This window comes from Albidovulum denitrificans (assembly GCF_002973535.1).
Lineage (GTDB): Bacteria > Pseudomonadota > Alphaproteobacteria > Rhodobacterales > Rhodobacteraceae > Albidovulum > Albidovulum denitrificans.
This window is the reverse complement of sequence record NZ_PVEP01000001.1, coordinates 683,491-699,987: the sequence shown is the minus strand read 5'-3', so window position 1 is coordinate 699,987 and position 16,497 is coordinate 683,491. Positions and strand designations below refer to the sequence as shown.

The following is a 16,497-nucleotide window of genomic DNA, read 5'->3' as shown; positions in this document are numbered from 1 at the left end:
CCGCCCCCCTTCTATTCAGGTTTTGGAATGGGGAAAACCCCCGCGATCAGGCGCGAAGCCGCGACCGATAGTCGTGGTCGCGCCAGTCGGCGCGGAAGATCCACTCTCCGGCGGGCTGGCGCGCGGCGATGTCGTCGGGGATTTCGACCTCATCGAAGCCCGACCGCCGCGCCATGGCGTATTGGTCGGAGATGACCTTGCCCTTCGCGCGCAGCCGCCCGGTATAGCCAAGGCCGCGCAGGTGTCTGGCCAGCGTGAAGCCGCGCCCGTCCGCGAAAGACGGGAAGGCCACGCAGATCAGGTCCACCCCGTCGAAGCTTTGCGGCAGCGCATCGGGCATGGTGTCCTGGGCAATTTCCAGCACCGCGGCGCCATGGTAATCCTCGGCATGAAAGCCGTCGTCGCGCACGATCACGCTCATGCCGCGTTCTCCTTCGTCTTGTCGTCCTGGATCGGGCCGCGCACCACCTTGCCGCCCGCGAAGTGGATGCCGCATTCCTTTTTTTTGCTTCCCCGCCAACGGCCTGCGCGGGGATCTTCACCTTCCTTCACAGGGCTTGTGCAGGGCGCGCAGCCGATCGAGGGGTAACCTCTGGCGACCAGAGGGTGACGCGGCAGGCGGTTGTTGACCATATACTCCTCGATGTCCTCGCGGCCCCAATGGGCCAGCGGGTTCACCTTCAGGCGCTTGTTCTCCTCATTCTCGAAGAACTCCAGCGCGGCGCGGGTTCCGGCCTGATAGCGCTTGCGCCCGGTGATCCAGCCGTCGAACCCCTTCAGCGCGCGTTCCAGCGGCACCACCTTGCGCAGCGCGCAGCAGGCGTCGGTGTTGAACTGGTGCAGCGTGCCGTCCGGGTCCTCGAAGTCGGTATCCCGGCGGTCGGCGCGGATGGTGCGCAGGTCGGTCAGGTTCAGCTTTTCGGCCAGCTCACGCTGATATTCCAGCGTTTCGGGGAACAGCATCTGGGTGTCGATGAAGATCACCGGCGTTCCCGGCGCTACGACCGAGACGAGGTGCAGCAACACCACCGATTCCGCCCCGAAGGAGGAGACGAGCGCCAGATTGCCGACATCCGGGTCATGCAGCGCGCGTTCCAGAACCGCCGTCGCCGAATGGTGACGATAGCTTTCGTTCAGCGCGCGGACCCGGTCGTCCAGCGTGATCCTTGGTGTTTCAAGCAGCATCGCGGGCGGCCTCGGCGGGGTAGAGCGCGGCCTTGAACGGGGCATCGCCCAGCCGCCGGTAGGCGTCGAGGAAGGTTTCCTCCCGGCTGTCGCGCAGGGCGAGATAGGCGCGCAGAAGGCGTTCGATGGCCGGGACGATCTCGTCATAGGCAAAGCCCGGCCCGGTGCGTTCGCCCAGCGTCATGTTTTCCCGGTGATCGCCGCCAAGCGTGATCTGGTAGTTCTCCACCCCCGCGCGGTCGAGGCCGAGGATACCGATATGGCCGACATGGTGATGCCCGCAGGCGTTGATGCAGCCGGAGATCTTGATCTTCAGTGCGCCGATCTCTTCCTCAAGCCCCAGCGCCTGGAAATGCGTCGCGATTTCCTGCGCGACGGGGATCGAACGCGCGGTGGCCAGTGTGCAGTAATCCATGCCGGGGCAGGCGATGATGTCCGAGGTCAGGCCGATATTGGCGGTGGCGAGACCTTGCGCCTTCAGCGCCGCATGCAGCGCCCAGAGGTCGGATTTGTGGACATGCGGCAGCACGACGTTCTGTTCGTGGCTGATGCGCAATTCGCCATGGCCGTAGCGGTCCGCCAGATCGGCCAGAAGCCGCATCTGGGCCGAGGTCGCATCCCCCGGCGTCGCCCCGTGCGCCTTGAGCGAGACGGTGACGATCGCATAGCCCGGCTGGCGGTGTCCGGTCAGGTTGGTATCGGTCCAGGACCGGAAGACCGGGTCGGCCTTGCGGGCCGTCTCATAGCCGTCCTCGGGCGCGTTGCGGAAGGCGGGCGGGGTGAAGGATTGTTCGATATGTGCAATAAGATCGGCATCAACCCCGGTCCATTCCCGCTTGATTTGTTCGAAACGTGCATCGACCGCGTCGCGGAATTTCTCCATCCCGTTCTCGAAAACGGTGATCTTGATACGCGCCTTGAACTTGTTGTCGCGCCGTCCCATCAGGTTGTAGGTCGACACGATCGCCTCAAGATAGGGCAGCAGATCGGCCTTCTTCAGGAACGGCCTGATGACCTGGCCGACCATCGGCGTGCGGCCAAGCCCGCCGCCGACAAGGATTTCATACCCCGTCTGGCCGCCGCCGCCGCGCACGATGCGGATGCCGATGTCATGCGATTTGGTGACCGCGCGGTCATGCGGTGCGCCGGAGACGCCGATCTTGAACTTGCGCGGCAGGAACTGAAACTCCGGGTGGTCGGTGGACCATTGGCGGATCAGCTCGGCCGTGGGGCGCGGGTCCTCGATCTCATCGGCGGCGGCACCGGCGAAATGATCGGCGGTCACGTTGCGGATCGTGTTGCCGGAGGTCTGGATGGAGTGCATCTGCACCGCCGCCAGCGCTTCGAGGATGTCGGGCACGTCGGAAAGCTTCGGCCAGTTGTACTGGATGTTCTGCCGCGTGGTGAAATGGCCATAGCCCTTGTCCCAGCGGTCGGCGATCATCGCCAGTTGCCGCATCTGGTCCGAGCGCAGCGTGCCATAGGGGATCGCCACGCGCAGCATGTAGGCGTGAAGCTGAAGGTAAAGCCCGTTCATCAGGCGCAGGGGACGGAATTCGTCCTCGGTCAGCGCGCCGGAGATGCGGCGTTCCACCTGGGCGCGGAACTGGGCGTTGCGGCTGGCGACATAGGCGGTGTCGAAGTCGGTGTAGTTATACATTGCCGGCCTCCTGCTTGCCGTGCGGGTAATTCGAGGGGCCACGGGTGCGGAACACCTCGCGGAAGTGGATCGGTTCGGGGCCGGTCACGCCCATGCGCGCCTCGGCCAGATAGGCGCCGACGACGCGGTCGCGCTGGTGATCGGCCTTGAGAAGGCGCAGCTGCGCGTGGGCCTCATCCTCAAGGAACTCTGCCTCGGCATGATCGCGGGTCCAGCGGTCGTCGGCGGTCAGGTAGACGACGTCGCCCTCGACCAGCGCATTCGCGGTGACGACCTTGGGGGTAAAGGCGCGGGCCATGGCGGTTTCCTTCGGCAGGGCGATTTTCTGGCCTCAATATAGGAAATTTTCCCCCGTATGCGCTATATACCCTTGCAGATAAGGAAAATTGTTCTTCATATGGCGGGCGGCGGAACCCCTGTTCCAATTCGAAAGGAAACTGCGAATGTCAGTCCGGCTAGATGAGATGGATCGGAAAATCCTTGCCCAGTTGCAGGAGGATGCGGGCCAGTCGCTTGACGATATCGCGCGCAAGGTGGGGTCGTCGAAGACCCCGGTCTGGAACCGTATCCGCAAGCTGAAGGAGGCCGGCGTGATCGGCCGCCAGACGGTGATTCTGGACCCCGACGCGCTTGGGCTTGAGGCCTGTTTCTTTGTCCTGATCCGCACCAGCGAGCACGAGGCGGACTGGCAGCGCAAGTTCCTGGAAACGCTCAGAAACCGGCCCGAGGTGCTGGAAGCGCACCGGCTGGCCGGGGATATCGACTATATCCTGAAGGTGCGGGTGCAGAACGCGCGGGCCTATGACACGTTCTATCAGGCGCTGATCTCCGAGGTCAGGATCTATAACGTGACGGCGCTTTTGAGCATGGAAGAGATCAAGTCGACGACCGTCCTGCCGGTGTGACGGCGGCCGGGGCGCTGCCCGTCGTCCATTGGCCTTGAACCAATGGCGCACCAATGGACGACCCCGAGGTACTGGGGCAAGATGAAAGAGGTCATGCGGCCCTAACCATCAGGCGTTCGAGGCCGTGGAAGTGGTAAAGGTCGGCGTAGCGCGGCGGTTCGGTGAGCGTGAGGCCGGGCAGGCGGTCGAAGAGGATCGGGAGCGCCGTTTGCAGTTCCAGCCGCGCGAGCGGCGCGCCGACGCAGAAATGCAGGCCGCCGCCGAAGGTCAGGTTGGGCCGGACCGGGCGGCGCGGGTCGAAGCGGGCGGGATCGTCCCAAAGCTGCGGGTCACGGTTGGCGGCGGCCAGAAGGCAGCCGATCCGGTCGCCGCGCCGGAAGGTCCGGCCGGAAAATTCGACATCCTCATAGACCCAGCGGGTGAAAAGATGCAGCGCCGGGTCGTGGCGAAAGACTTCCTCCACCGTTGCCTCGACGCGGTCGGGGGGCAGGACCTCGGCGCCGTAGCCCTGTTCCAGAAGCGCCTTGATGCCGTTGCCGAGCGTGTGGACCGTCGCCTCATGCCCGGCGTTCAGTAGCAGGATGCAGGTGGTGATCAGCTCATCCGTCGACAGCTTCTCCCCCTCGCTTTCGGCGGCGATCAGGTGGGTGATGAGGTCGTCGCCGGGCGTTTTGCGGCGGTCCTCGACATGGTCGCGCAGGAAGGCCACGAAGGCTTCCGTCGCGGCGACGGCGGCATCCTCGGTCGCGCGGGTGCGGCGGGCCTGATACATGCCGACCATGGCGTTCGACCAGGCGAGAAGGTCATCGGCGCGGTCCTCCGGCACGCCGAGCATCCGGGCGATGATGATGACCGGCAGCCTTTGCGCGAAACGGGTCAGAAGGTCAAACTCCCCCGCCGGGAAGGTGTCGATCAATGCATGGCTCAGCGCCGCGATTTCGGGCGCCAGCGCCGCGATCCGGCGTGAGGTGAAGGCGCGCAGCACCAGAGACCGCAGCCGGGTGTGGCGGGGCGGCTCAAGCTCCAGCATCGAATGCGCCTCGACCGCGTAGAAGGGGGCGAGGTGGGCGGGGACGGGCGATTGCAGCTCTGCCGGGACCTCGCGCCCCAGACGGCGGTCCTTCAGGACGGCGCTGACGGTGGCGGCCGAGGGGGTGCAGATCAGCCCGTAGTCCGCCCATTCGAAGAACGGCCCGGCGGCGCGGGCGCGTTCGTAGAACGGGTAGGGGTTCTGGACGAAACCGGGATCGGTCGGGGGTTGGGTCAGGACGGGCAGGGTCATGGCGCAAGGTTGATCCCGGCGCGGGCGGAGTTTCAAGCCCTGAACCGCCCCTGCGCGATCAGCACGCCCAGGATCACGATCGTGGCGCCCGTCGCCTGCGCCCAGTTCCACGGCCCGCCCGCCATGACCGCGAAGATCATCACATAGAAGGGGGCCGCGTTGATATGCATGCTGGCCACGCCAAGGCCCAGCCGTTCGACCCCGACGAGCCAGAGAAGCTGCGAAATGGCCAGCGAGCCGAAGCCGTAGATCGCCAGTGCGCCGATCTCGGCCAGGCCGATCCGCGACCAGTCGGTCGGCGCGGCGCCGCTGGCCGCGCTGATCGCCCATGTCAGCAAAAGCACCCCCGCCGCCCCGGCGCAGGTGATCGTCGTCCGCCCGAGGTTGGACAGTTGCGGGAAATCGACGACGGTGCGCTGCGACCCCCAGGAGAAGATCGCGACCGAGGTAAAGGCCGCCACCGCGCCAAGGCCCACGGTGAAGGCCCCGATCTGCGAGAAATAGGCATACATCCCGCCGACAAGGCTGAGCGCCAGCCCGACGATCAGCCGGGCGCGCATCGGGCGGCGGCTGTGGACCCGCTCCAGCAGGATGCCGACGACCGGCATGGTGGCGGCGATGATCGCGACGGTGACCGCGTCGGTCCGGCTTTGAGCGAACAACAGCAGATAGGCGCCGATGCCAAAGCCGATGCCGCCGACGAAAAGCCCCTTGCGCCAGGGCGCGCCGCAGAGCGTGGCGAGGCCGTCCTGCCGCGCCCAGAGCGGCAGCAGGAACGCCGTGGCCAGCACCATCCTGAGCGCGGCAAGCGGCAGCGGCGCGATCGACTTCAGCAAAAGATCCGCCGCCGGAAAGGCAAGCGCCCAGATCAGCATGGAGGCCATGCAGATCAGGTTGGCCGCCAGCATGCCCGAAGGCGGCGGGGCTGGGTCGATGCGAAGGGTCACGCGCGTCCGGGTCCGGTTCTTGACCCTTGAAGCTTCACCCGGACCGGGGGCGGGTGCAGGCCCGTCCGCGACACCGGGATGTCGCGGCTGGCCTCAGGCGGCCGACAGCGCCGTCACGATCTGGCTGAAATCCGCGGCCTTGAGAGAGGCGCCGCCCACCAGCGCGCCATCGACATTGGAGGTCGCGAAGATCTCCCCCGCGTTCGAGGGCTTGACCGAGCCGCCGTAAAGCAGCCGCATGTCCTTGGCCTTTGCCCCGAAACGGTCGGTCAGCGTTTGCCGCATGAAATCATGCACTTCGGCGATTTGGTTGAGTGTCGGCGTGCGGCCGGTGCCGATGGCCCAGACCGGCTCATACGCAATCACGGTATCGGCGGCGCCTGCGCCATCGGGGACCGACCCGGCAAGCTGACGGCCGATGATCTTCAGTGTCGTGCCTGCGTCGCGCTCGGCCTCCGTCTCACCCACGCAGATGACGCGGATCAGGCCCGCCGCGCCTGCCGCGTCGGCCTTGGCGCGCACATCGGCGTCGGTTTCGCCATGATCGGCGCGGCGTTCGGAATGGCCGAGGATGACATGGCCCGCGCCCGCATCCTTCAGCATCGCGGCAGAGATGTCGCCGGTATGGGCGCCCGACGCCTTGGCATGGCAATCCTGCCCGCCGACCATGACGGCTGTGTCTTTCGCGGCCGCCGCCATTGCCGCGATCAGCGTCGCGGGCGGACAGATCAGGATGTCGCAGGTGGCGCCCCCGGTCGCGGCGGCAAGGGCCGCGATTTCGGTCAGGCTGTCTGCCGTGCCGTTCATCTTCCAGTTTCCGGCGGCGAGTTTGCGCATGCCTGCCTCCCTTACAATGCTTGTAACGCTTCGCGTGCCAGTGAACAGGCAAGCGCGGGATCGTCAAGGGCGGCGTCCGGCAAGAGCCAGTAGGGCATCGCGGTCTTTTTCGCCGTGCCGCGCGCATAGGTCCAGCGTTGCCAGCCCTCTTCCGTCAGCTTTTCGGCGAACCGCCCGGCGCCTTTCAGCCAGATCGAGCCGTCCGCCTGAAGGATCGCGAAGATCGTGCCATCCGCGTAAAGGCACAGCCCGCCCATCATCTTGCGATGGCTGAGCGGCCCAAGCCCGCGAAACAGGTCCAGCGCAAAGGCGATGTCGGCGTCCGAGACGCTCATCCCCGCGCGCCGGCCTCTGGCATGTCCTTGAACTTGATCGATTCCCCGCAGCCGCAGGCCTCGGAGACATTGGGATTGTTGAACCGGAACCCGCTTTCGAGAAGCGAGGTTTCATAGTCGATCTCGGTCCCGAAAAGGAACATCTGCGCCATGGGGGCGATCATCACCCGCGCGCCGTCCTGTTCGACGACCTCATCCATCGGTTCGGCCTTGTCGGTGAATTCCATCGTGTATTCCATCCCCGCGCAGCCGCCCTTCTTGACGCCAAGCTTCAGCCCATAGGCCTGGTCGCGCGCCATCAGGCGGGTGATCTGCTTCACCGCGCGGGGGGTAAGCGTCACCGGGGATTTGCCGGGAATGCCGAACATGTCTGTCTCCGTTACCTGACGCTTAATCTAAGGATTTGCGGCGAGGATTCCAAGCGGCGGCAGGGTCGCCATCAAAAGCCGCGTCGCATAGGCGATGACCAGCGCCCAGCCGAAGGAGGCGAGCGTGCCGATGATGACATATTCGCCCGCGCTTTGATCCTTCGATGTCGTCTCGAACCGCAGGACCGACTTGGCGGCGACCAGAAAGCCGATCCCGGCGGGCTGGTTCACCATGACCAGAACGAAGATCAGGCCGCGCTCCAGGAGGCCGATCAGCTTGCCGCCATTGGTCAGCCCCTTGGGCAGGTCATGGCTGGCCCAGGGCCGCATAAGAAGGCCGACCGCGAAGCCGCCCGCGCGGGTGGCAAGGATCGCCCCCGCGACAAAGGCCATCAGCCCCGGCAGCCATGTCAGTTCCAGCCCGGCCCAAAGCCCGCCCGCCCAAAGATCGGGCCGCCAGGCCGAAAGCGCGGCAAGTGCCGCAAGATGGACGCCCTGATCGGCCAGAAAGGCCGCAAGCCCAGGCGCTGCGAAACGCGCCTTCAGCCAGTCGGTCACCGCATGGAGCAGGGCCAGCGCGGGCAGTTCCCAAAGATCCACCCGCCCAAGTGCTGCCTGCGCGGTCAGAAGCACGATGGCGCTGTGCAGAAGCAGAACCGCCGGACGGTGCTTGTTGGCGGCAATATGGCCGGTCTGAAGGACGAAATCGGCGAAGACATGGGCCAGGAGAAGGGCTGCGAGGGTTTCGGTCATTGGTTTTCTTCCCAGGCGGAGACGGCCTGTCGCAAGGCATTCCATCCCGCACCGGCAAGGCGATAATTCACCGCTTGGGCGGAGATGCCAAGCGTTGCGGCGATCTCGGCCTGCGTCGGTTCCGCGGGGGCCAGCGCCAGTGCGATGGCGCGGGCCTGCTCGGGCGTCCAGCGGGTGCTGCGTTCGTCCAGAAGGGCGACGATGGCGCGGTGAAGCGGGGTAATGGCGGTGCCGTCGATGGCCAGCCGCGCCGCCCGGCCGATTCCGTCAAGCGCGCGGCCCGAGGTCTCGAACGCCGCGCCGCGTGCATCGGACAGGTCGGCGGTGCCAAGGCTTTCGACCGGGCCGAGGCCGATGGCGATGCGGGTGGCGGGCAGGCCGTCCTCGGCCGCAAGCCGGGCGATCAGGCCCAGTGTGGCGCGCAGGGCGCGGGCGGGGGGGGCGACGACCGCCTGCCAGCCATCCCCGCGATACCGGGTAAAATGGCCCTCCGGTGCGGCGGAGGACAGTACCGCCATCGCCCTTTCGATAGCCTCGGGGGCAAAACGGGTGGAGCCGACAAGATCGCCCGTCAGCACGGCGCAGGCCTTCATAGCAAGCCCTCATGCTTGATTGCTTCAAATCAAGCCTTAAAACTTGATTTTTAAAATATCAAGCTAAAAAGCTTGATTACATGAACCCCAGCTCAAGCCGCGCCTCGTCGGACATCATGTCCATGCCCCATTGCGGGTCAAAGGTCATCTCGACCATGGCCGCCTGCACGCCCGGCACCATCTCCACCGCGTCGCGGACCCAGTCGGGCATCTCGCCTGCGACCGGGCAGCCGGGGGCGGTCAGCGTCATGATGATATGCACCGCGTTCTCGGCCGATATATCAATCGTGTAGATCAGCCCCAGGTCGAAGATGTTCACAGGGATTTCAGGGTCATAGACCGTGCGGCAGGCATCCACGACAGCATCGTAGAGCGCATGGTCCGTGGTCGATGGCTTGATAAGGGGCGTCCCCTCGATCGGGTCTCTGGTCTCGGCCGTCATCGCGCGTTCCATGAAGTTGTTGAGCGATTATATAGGGAATTCGATCCGGCCCGTAAAGCGGGCGCGTCGAAGTGGCGCGGGACCTATCGCACTTCTTCGTTGCCCAATACTCCCGCCGGAGGCAGGGCGGAGCGGCCCTTTCGGGGCCGCGACAGATCTCTTGCGGCCGGGAACCGGCCGCGCCGCCGGATCACGCCGCTTCCCCTTGGCGGGGCGACGCGGTAAAGCGCGCGCCATGACAGACCGTTTCTCCTTCACGCTTCACGCCACCGACGGCAAGGCCCGCACCGGCACCATCCACACGCCGCGGGGCGAGATCCGAACGCCTGCCTTCATGCCGGTCGGCACCGCCGCAACGGTCAAGGCGATGCTGCCCGAAAGCGTGCGCGCGACCGGGGCCGACATCCTGCTGGGCAATACCTATCACCTGATGCTGCGCCCCACGGCCGAACGCATCGCGCGGCTGGGCGGGCTGCACCGTTTCATGAACTGGGACCGGCCGATCCTGACCGATTCCGGCGGCTTCCAGGTGATGAGCCTTGCCGCCTTGCGCAAGCTGACCGAGGAGGGGGTGCGCTTTTCCTCCCATATCGACGGGTCGAAGCACATGCTGTCGCCCGAGCGCAGCATGGAAATCCAGAAGCTTCTCGGCTCCGACATCGTCATGTGTTTCGACGAATGCCCCGCGCTGCCCGCGACGGAGGAGGTGGTGGCACAGTCCATGCGCCTGTCGATGCGCTGGGCGCAACGGTCGCGCGATGCGTTCGGCGACCGGCCGGGGCATGCGCTCTTCGGCATTCAGCAGGGCGGCGTGACGGAAGACTTGCGCGGCGAAAGCGCCGAGGCGCTGAAGGCGATCGGTTTCGACGGCTACGCGGTCGGCGGGTTGGCGGTGGGCGAGGGGCAGGAGACGATGTTTTCGGTCCTCGACTATGCGCCCGGAATGCTGCCCGCCGACAAGCCGCGCTACCTGATGGGCGTGGGCAAGCCCGACGACATCGTCGGCGCCGTGCAGCGTGGCATCGACATGATGGACTGCGTCCTGCCCTCACGCTCCGGCCGCACGGGGCAGGCCTGGACCCGGCGCGGGCAGGTCAACATCAAGAACGCCCGCCATATGGACGATCCGCGCCCGCTGGATGAGGCCTGCACCTGCCCGGCCTGCCGCAGCTATTCCCGCGCCTATCTGCACCATGTCTTCCGGGCCGGTGAAATCATCGCCTCTATGCTGCTGACATGGCATAACCTGCATTATTATCACGAGCTTATGGAAGGGCTGCGGGGCGCGATCCGGGCCGGGACGCTTGATGCCTTCGTGGCGGATTTCCATGCGCAACGGGCGGCGGGCGATATCGCGCCGCTCTGACCGCCCTCAGGACTGGCTGAACAGGATCGAGAGCCGCCGGAGCAGGCTGTCGACCGGGGCCGGCAGGGTGTGGATGCTGAAGGTCAGGTCGTGCAATTCGTCCATCAGGCCGCGGACCCCGTCGGCCTCGGCGTCGGAATATTCGCGGTCGGCGCGCGACAGGCTGGCGATGCTGCGCGAGCCGCGCGCAAGCGTCGCGACGGTGATCCCGTAGGGCATCCCATGCGCTGTCGCCTCGGACAGGATGTCGCGCTGCGGCGGGACGGGCAGGGCGCTCCACCTTGTCCAGCCGGTATTGGCAAGGCCCCAGTGAACGGTCGGGTCGATCAGCAACAACCCCTCGCGCGCGTAGTGGTTGCGCCAGGCGGCGGGGTAGGTCTGAAGCATGTAGCGCGGGGTGGTGAAGGTCAGGTGCAGCCCCACCGCGAAGCCGGCGGTTCCCGCAAGGTAAAGCAATTCGACAAGTTCACCGATCCGTCGCGCGGGCATGGTCTGACCACCATTGATGCTATTTTGATGACTTTCCCCTCTCCGATTTCCGTGGCATAGCCGCCGGGGCGGTGCAACACGGGGCGCCGCGACGCAGGTTACATTTTTCGCGACTGGGATATTTTGGCGATGGCCGCCCTCGACTGTAAGCAGGAATTCGGACGCCTTGCCCCGGCCGGGTTCTATGCCGCGCTGAGGGTCGGCTTCGTGGTGCCGATGACCGAGTGCAATACGATGCCGCAGGCCTGGATCGACCGCTATACGCGGATGGGCTATCTGATCCACGATCCGGTGATCCGCTGGGTCTATGGCAATGACGGCGTGATCCGCTGGCGCGAGATCGTCCTGCCCGACCCGCGCGGGGTGATGCGGGAAGCCGCGCAATACGGGATGCGCTTTGGTGCCGCCGTCAGTTGCGCGCCGCCCGATGAGGGCGGCCATCGCAGCTACGCCACCTTCGCGCGCAGCGACCGGGATTTCACCGATGCGGAGGTGGGGCAGCTTCACGACCGCTTCACCGCCATGCACCTTGCCGCGACCCCGCCGTCGAACCTGACCAGGGCCGAGCTTGAGGCGCTGGCGATGATCCGCCAGGGGCTGCTTTTGAAAGAGATCGCGGGGCGGCTTGGCGTGACCGAGGGCGCCATCAAGCAGCGCATCCGCAACGCCAAGGAAAAGCTGAACGCCAAGACCGCCTCGCAGGCGGTGTCCTGCGCGGCGGGTTATGGGCTGATCTGACGGTGATCGGCGCCGCGCGGGGGGCGGGAAATCCGCCCTTGCGCCGCCTTGCCGCGTAACTATTGTGGCCCGACCGCAAACGGGCCGGTATGGTTGAAGACAGCCCCCCGACCGCCTAGATAGGGTACCTGAACGCAGACCGCCGATGGCTGCCGATGTCCGGGGCCGGTGCGGTCTGGCCGAACCGAAGGAACGCGAATGACAAAAGAACTCGCCCACAGCTACCCGGTCCTGCCGCTGCGCGACATCGTGGTCTTTCCCCACATGATCGTGCCGCTGTTCGTCGGGCGCGAGAAATCCGTGCGGGCGCTTGAGGAAGTGATGCGCGAGGATCGTCAGATCCTGCTGTCCTCCCAGATCGACCCGACGGTGGACGACCCCACGACCGATGGCATCTATCGCGCGGGCGTGCTGGCCAATGTGCTGCAACTGCTGAAACTGCCCGACGGCACCGTGAAGGTGCTGGTTGAGGGCAAGGTGCGCGTGCGCATCACCGATTTTATCGAGAATGAGGCCTATTTCGAGGCCGAAGCGGAGCCGCTGACCGAGCTTCCGGGCGATCAGGACGCCGTCGAGGCGCTTCTGCGGTCGGTCGCCGAGGAATTCGAGCGCTACGCCAAGATCAAGAAGAACGTCCCGGAAGAGGCGCTTTCGGCCGTCGCCGAGGCGCGCGAGCCGGGCAAGCTGGCCGACCTTGTGTCGGGTCACCTTGGTATCGACGTCGGCCAGAAGCAGGCGCTTCTGGAAACGCTGGATATTGCCGAGCGGCTTGAGAAGGTCTTTGGCCTGATGCAGGGCGAAATGTCCGTCCTTCAGGTCGAGAAGAAGATCAAGTCCCGCGTGAAGTCGCAGATGGAGCGGACCCAGCGCGAATACTATCTGAATGAGCAGATGAAGGCCATTCAGAAGGAGTTGGGCGACGGCGAGGACGGCCAGAACGAGATCAACGAACTGGCCGAGAAGATCAAGAACACCAAGTTCTCGAAAGAGGCGCGCGACAAGGCCGAGGCGGAGCTGAAAAAGCTCAAGACCATGTCGCCGATGTCGGCCGAGGCGACGGTGGTTCGCAACTACCTCGACTGGCTCCTCAGCCTGCCGTGGGGCGTCAAGTCCCGCGTCAAGAAGGACCTGAGGAAAGCCCAGGAAGTCCTTGATAACGATCACTATGGTCTGGAAAAGGTCAAGGAGCGGATCGTCGAATATCTGGCCGTGCAACAGCGCAGCCAGAAGATGAAAGGCCCGATCCTCTGCCTCGTCGGCCCTCCGGGCGTCGGCAAGACCTCGCTTGGCAAATCGGTCGCGAAGGCGACGGGGCGTGAGTTCATCCGCATCTCGCTTGGCGGTGTCCGGGACGAGTCGGAAATTCGCGGCCACCGGCGGACCTATATCGGCTCCATGCCCGGCAAGATCATCCAGGCGCTGAAGAAGGCGAAGACCACCAATCCGCTCATCCTGCTCGATGAGATCGACAAGATGGGGCAGGATTTCCGGGGCGATCCGGCTTCGGCCATGCTTGAGGTGCTGGACCCGGAGCAGAACGCGACCTTCGTGGACCATTACCTTGAGGTCGAATACGACCTGTCGAACGTGATGTTCCTGACCACCGCGAACTCCTACAACATGCCCGGCCCGCTTCTGGACCGGATGGAGATCATTTCGCTGGCCGGCTACACCGAGGACGAAAAGCGCGAGATCGCGAGGCAGCACCTGATCCCGAAGCAGGTGAAGAACCACGGTCTGAAGAAGACCGAGTTCAGGCTGACCGACGAGGCGCTTCAGGAAATGGTGCGCACCTATACCCGCGAGGCCGGGGTGCGGAACCTTGAGCGCGAGATTTCCAAGATCGCGCGGAAGGCGCTGACCAAGATCGTCCGCAAGGATGCCGAAAGGGTCGAGGTCACGCCGGAGAACCTTGAGGATTTCCTGGGCGTGAAGAAGTTCCGCTATGGCCTGGCCGAGAAGGAGGACCAGATCGGTGTCGTCACGGGCCTCGCCTGGACCTCTGTCGGGGGTGACCTGCTGTCGATCGAGGCGCTGAAACTGCCCGGCAAGGGGCGGATGAAGACGACCGGCAAGCTGGGCGACGTGATGAAGGAGTCCATCGAGGCGGCGTCGAGCTATGTCCGCTCTATCAGCCCCGAGATCGGGGTGAAGCCCCCGGTCTTCGAGAAGATCGACATCCACGTCCACGTCCCCGATGGCGCGACGCCGAAGGACGGTCCGTCGGCCGGTCTGGCCATGGTGACGGCCATCGTCTCGGTCCTGACCGGCATTCCGGTTCGCAAGGACATCGCCATGACGGGCGAGGTGACCCTGCGCGGCAATGCGACGGCCATCGGCGGGCTGAAGGAAAAGCTGCTGGCGGCGCTGCGGGGCGGCATCAAGACGGTGCTGATCCCGGAAGAGAACGCCAAGGACCTGCCGGAGATCCCGGACAACGTGAAGGAGGGGCTGAAGATCATCCCCGTCTCCCATGTCCGCGAGGTCTTGCAGCAGGCGCTGGTGCGGATGCCGGAGCCGATCGAATGGGACGCCGAGGCCGAAGAGGCCGCCGCCAAGGCCGCGATGGCCGAGAAGGGCGACGGGCTGGGCGCGACCGCGCATTAAGGTTTTGGCCGGCTACGAGTGACGAAGGGCGCCTTTCGGGGCGCCCTTTTTCTGTGTCAGCCTTTGCGCCGCCGGAACCGCCGCAGCGCCGCCATCCCGGCAAGGGCGGCCAGCAGCATCGGCGCCGCCGGTGGCAGTGGCACGGCCGAGGGCGTCGCCCGGTAGGGGTGGAGTTGCTTCGACTGCGGCAGCCAGTGCGGCGCGACCAATGCCACGACGCGGTGCGGCGTGCCGTCGGGCGTTTCGGGCTTGTTCCAGGAGAACGAACTGTAGCCGCCGGGGCCGGGGCCATAGAAAGCGATGCCAGCGCGGGGATTGTATTGCCACCAGGGCCGCCCCTTGGCCGGCCCCTTGCCGGTGACATCGGGCAGGGTGGCGACCGCGCGGGTCAGGAGTGCTGCAAAGGCCTTCGGCACCGCCGCATGGGCCGCATCGCCCGGCGCCGGGGGCAGGGTGCGGAACCGGCCCGACACCATCTGCACCGCGCCCGGCCGTTCGACGGGCGCGGCGTCCCCGTCGCCGCCCGTGTCCCAGGGCAACGTCCCGGCACAAAGCGGCCCGGCCATGGCAGAGAGTGCCATGGCGAGGGTCAGCGATATGAGCGTGCGTCTGGGCATCACGGGATGCTGGAAGCCTCGCGTCAAAGGGTTACCCCCCGGTTAAGGCCGGTAGGGCGGCATGATCATCACGCGCGATGTCCCGGTGCGAAGATGGGGCGCAACTATGGCGCGAATCCGGTATTCGCGCCGGTTGTGGAAACGGTCTGTGCGGGGGCGGCGAACAGTCCGCGCCCCGAAGCCGCCGCAGCCCTCGCGATTTTTGCACGATGAGGTGCTTGAACGCGGCGGTAAGAGCGGCTAATACCGCCGCCACGATGCGCGGGTGATTAGCTCAGTGGTAGAGCGCTTCGTTCACATCGAAGATGTCGGGGGTTCAAATCCCTCATCACCCACCATCGTCCTTCCCGTCGCAAACCACTCGCCCCTTCGGGGGCCACAGCGCCCGCGCGCTTAACCGCCCGTGAAGGCCCGCGCGGTTTCATCGGCGCATCCATCCCCGACGCAGGTGTCCCGATGCCCACTGGCCGCAAATCGCTTCGCAAATACGTCAAGCCGCTGTCGCTGACATGGCTCGCCTCGGCGCTGCCGCTTCTGGCGGGGGCGTTCATGGCGTTCGAGCCGGTGCATCACCTCTCGGACTGGTCGAAGGCGGTCGGGCTGACCTTTGGCGGCGCCTCTCCCTATCTTCTCATCAATGCGGGGCTTGTCGGGATCGGGCTGCGCGGGGCAATAAAGCCCTGAGCGGCCCGGCGGACGGGGCCGGACGGATGCGAAAGGACCCTTCATGCCCCCGATCTATATCCTGCGCCACGGCCAGACCGTCTGGAACCTTGAAGGCCGGATGCAGGGCAGCCGCGATTCGTCACTGACCGATCTGGGGCGCGCGCAGGCCGCGCGGCAGGGCGCGATCCTTGGCCGGATCGGGCTGCCCGAGGGGACAGCGTTCCGCGTCAGCCCGCTGGGCCGGACGCAGGAAACCGCCCGTCACGCGCTGGCGGGTCTGACCGAAGGCTTCGCCACCGACGACCGGCTGCGGGAACTGTCGGTCGGCCAGTGCGAGGGGCTGACCCATCCCGAGATCGAGGACCGATTTCCCGGCCTGATCGACCCCGGCCAGCCGTTCGAGTGGTATTTCCAATGCCCCGGCGGCGAAAGCATGGCGTCGATGCGCGCCCGTGTGGCCGAGCTGCTGGGTGAGGTGAGCGGGCCGACCGTTCTTGTGACCCATGGCATCACCTCGCGGTTCCTGCGCGCAGCGCTTCTGGATGCCGACTGGCGCGACCTTGGCGCCCCTGATGGCGGGCAGGGCGTGGTTTATGAGCTGCGGGGTGGCCAGCAGATCCGCCACGCGGAGGACTATAGCATTTCGGGTTTACGTTGAATCAGAATTCGAACTTGTTTCGTTCGGATTCTGATACGTGCTCTCTCAA

Annotated in this window: 20 protein-coding genes and 1 tRNA gene; 7 read left to right on the top strand and 14 right to left on the bottom strand. The window is 65.8% G+C overall.

The window, feature by feature from the left end:
- Nucleotides 1-46 precede the first annotated feature (46 nt).
- From LX70_RS03405 to LX70_RS03390, 4 genes are read right to left on the bottom strand one after another with little or no spacing between them, the layout of a single operon-like run.
- Nucleotides 47-421: a DUF934 domain-containing protein gene (locus tag LX70_RS03405; protein WP_105513102.1), complete on the bottom strand. Its 375-nt coding sequence runs from the start codon at nucleotides 419-421 to the stop codon at nucleotides 47-49.
- Nucleotides 418-1,185, bottom strand: coding sequence for a phosphoadenylyl-sulfate reductase (locus LX70_RS03400; RefSeq protein ID WP_105513101.1), 768 nt, complete (start codon nucleotides 1,183-1,185; stop codon nucleotides 418-420). The genes LX70_RS03405 and LX70_RS03400 overlap by 4 nt, the downstream gene beginning before the upstream one ends.
- Entirely contained in the window at nucleotides 1,175-2,845 is a 1,671-nt protein-coding gene (locus tag LX70_RS03395; protein ID WP_105513100.1) for a nitrite/sulfite reductase, read from the bottom strand. The genes LX70_RS03400 and LX70_RS03395 overlap by 11 nt, the downstream gene beginning before the upstream one ends.
- Nucleotides 2,838-3,143 carry a DUF2849 domain-containing protein gene (locus tag LX70_RS03390; RefSeq protein ID WP_105513099.1) on the bottom strand — a complete coding sequence of 102 codons (306 nt, stop codon included), beginning with the start codon at nucleotides 3,141-3,143 and terminating at the stop codon, nucleotides 2,838-2,840. The genes LX70_RS03395 and LX70_RS03390 overlap by 8 nt, the downstream gene beginning before the upstream one ends.
- Nucleotides 3,144-3,288: 145 nt before the next feature.
- On the opposite strand from LX70_RS03390, the gene LX70_RS03385 reads away from it, so the two are divergent.
- A complete protein-coding gene (locus tag LX70_RS03385) occupies nucleotides 3,289-3,750 on the top strand; it encodes an Lrp/AsnC family transcriptional regulator (RefSeq protein ID WP_105513098.1) in 462 nt (153 codons plus the stop codon).
- A 91-nt stretch (nucleotides 3,751-3,841) separates the two neighbouring features.
- Here the strand turns inward: LX70_RS03385 and LX70_RS03380 are convergent, their stop codons facing one another.
- The 8 genes from LX70_RS03380 to LX70_RS03345 form a co-directional block, all read right to left on the bottom strand.
- Nucleotides 3,842-5,032, bottom strand: a complete 1,191-nt coding sequence (locus LX70_RS03380) for a cytochrome P450 (RefSeq protein WP_425430568.1) — start codon at nucleotides 5,030-5,032, stop codon at nucleotides 3,842-3,844.
- Between the two features lie 32 nt (nucleotides 5,033-5,064).
- On the bottom strand, nucleotides 5,065-5,979 hold the full coding sequence (locus LX70_RS03375; RefSeq protein WP_146111536.1) for a DMT family transporter: 915 nt from the start codon (nucleotides 5,977-5,979) through the stop codon (nucleotides 5,065-5,067).
- A 93-nt stretch (nucleotides 5,980-6,072) separates the two neighbouring features.
- On the bottom strand, nucleotides 6,073-6,816 hold the full coding sequence (tpiA, locus tag LX70_RS03370) for a triose-phosphate isomerase (protein ID WP_105513096.1): 744 nt from the start codon (nucleotides 6,814-6,816) through the stop codon (nucleotides 6,073-6,075).
- An 11-nt stretch (nucleotides 6,817-6,827) separates the two neighbouring features.
- Nucleotides 6,828-7,151, bottom strand: a complete 324-nt coding sequence (locus LX70_RS03365) for a TfoX/Sxy family protein (RefSeq protein ID WP_105513095.1) — start codon at nucleotides 7,149-7,151, stop codon at nucleotides 6,828-6,830.
- On the bottom strand, nucleotides 7,148-7,519 hold the full coding sequence (locus tag LX70_RS03360) for a HesB/IscA family protein (RefSeq protein WP_105513094.1): 372 nt from the start codon (nucleotides 7,517-7,519) through the stop codon (nucleotides 7,148-7,150). The genes LX70_RS03365 and LX70_RS03360 overlap by 4 nt, the downstream gene beginning before the upstream one ends.
- Nucleotides 7,520-7,546: 27 nt before the next feature.
- Complete coding sequence (locus LX70_RS03355; protein WP_105513093.1) at nucleotides 7,547-8,272, bottom strand: DUF3307 domain-containing protein; 726 nt, start codon at nucleotides 8,270-8,272, stop codon at nucleotides 7,547-7,549.
- Nucleotides 8,269-8,865 (bottom strand): MarR family transcriptional regulator, encoded by a 597-nt coding sequence (locus LX70_RS03350; protein WP_105513092.1) that lies wholly within the window; start codon nucleotides 8,863-8,865, stop codon nucleotides 8,269-8,271. Before LX70_RS03350 ends, LX70_RS03355 begins: the two co-directional genes overlap by 4 nt.
- Before the next feature lie 76 nt (nucleotides 8,866-8,941).
- On the bottom strand, nucleotides 8,942-9,307 hold the full coding sequence (locus LX70_RS03345) for an SUF system Fe-S cluster assembly protein (protein WP_105513577.1): 366 nt from the start codon (nucleotides 9,305-9,307) through the stop codon (nucleotides 8,942-8,944).
- 235 nt (nucleotides 9,308-9,542) lie between these two features.
- On the opposite strand from LX70_RS03345, the gene tgt reads away from it, so the two are divergent.
- Complete coding sequence (tgt, locus tag LX70_RS03340; RefSeq protein ID WP_105513091.1) at nucleotides 9,543-10,673, top strand: tRNA guanosine(34) transglycosylase Tgt; 1,131 nt, start codon at nucleotides 9,543-9,545, stop codon at nucleotides 10,671-10,673.
- A gap of 6 nt (nucleotides 10,674-10,679) precedes the next feature.
- Here tgt and LX70_RS03335 read toward each other — a convergent pair whose 3' ends face one another.
- Nucleotides 10,680-11,162 carry an autoinducer binding domain-containing protein gene (locus tag LX70_RS03335; protein ID WP_105513090.1) on the bottom strand — a complete coding sequence of 161 codons (483 nt, stop codon included), beginning with the start codon at nucleotides 11,160-11,162 and terminating at the stop codon, nucleotides 10,680-10,682.
- A 129-nt stretch (nucleotides 11,163-11,291) separates the two neighbouring features.
- Between LX70_RS03335 and LX70_RS03330 the strand changes: the two genes are divergently transcribed.
- Together LX70_RS03330 and lon are read left to right on the top strand one after the other, a co-directional pair.
- Nucleotides 11,292-11,900 (top strand): LuxR family transcriptional regulator, encoded by a 609-nt coding sequence (locus tag LX70_RS03330; protein ID WP_105513089.1) that lies wholly within the window; start codon nucleotides 11,292-11,294, stop codon nucleotides 11,898-11,900.
- A gap of 198 nt (nucleotides 11,901-12,098) precedes the next feature.
- Nucleotides 12,099-14,507, top strand: coding sequence for an endopeptidase La (lon, locus tag LX70_RS03325; protein WP_105513088.1), 2,409 nt, complete (start codon nucleotides 12,099-12,101; stop codon nucleotides 14,505-14,507).
- A gap of 56 nt (nucleotides 14,508-14,563) precedes the next feature.
- Here lon and LX70_RS03320 read toward each other — a convergent pair whose 3' ends face one another.
- Complete coding sequence (locus tag LX70_RS03320) at nucleotides 14,564-15,124, bottom strand: hypothetical protein (RefSeq protein WP_146111535.1); 561 nt, start codon at nucleotides 15,122-15,124, stop codon at nucleotides 14,564-14,566.
- Nucleotides 15,125-15,387: 263 nt separating this feature from the next.
- On the opposite strand from LX70_RS03320, the gene LX70_RS03315 reads away from it, so the two are divergent.
- The 3 genes from LX70_RS03315 to LX70_RS03305 all read left to right on the top strand — a co-directional run bounded on the left by LX70_RS03315 (nucleotide 15,388) and on the right by LX70_RS03305 (nucleotide 16,448).
- Nucleotides 15,388-15,462: transfer RNA gene (locus LX70_RS03315), tRNA-Val, on the top strand.
- A 118-nt stretch (nucleotides 15,463-15,580) separates the two neighbouring features.
- A complete protein-coding gene (locus LX70_RS03310; RefSeq protein ID WP_105513086.1) occupies nucleotides 15,581-15,808 on the top strand; it encodes a hypothetical protein in 228 nt (75 codons plus the stop codon).
- A 43-nt stretch (nucleotides 15,809-15,851) separates the two neighbouring features.
- Nucleotides 15,852-16,448, top strand: a complete 597-nt coding sequence (locus tag LX70_RS03305) for a histidine phosphatase family protein (RefSeq protein ID WP_105513085.1) — start codon at nucleotides 15,852-15,854, stop codon at nucleotides 16,446-16,448.
- The last annotated feature ends 49 nt before the right edge of the window (nucleotides 16,449-16,497 follow it).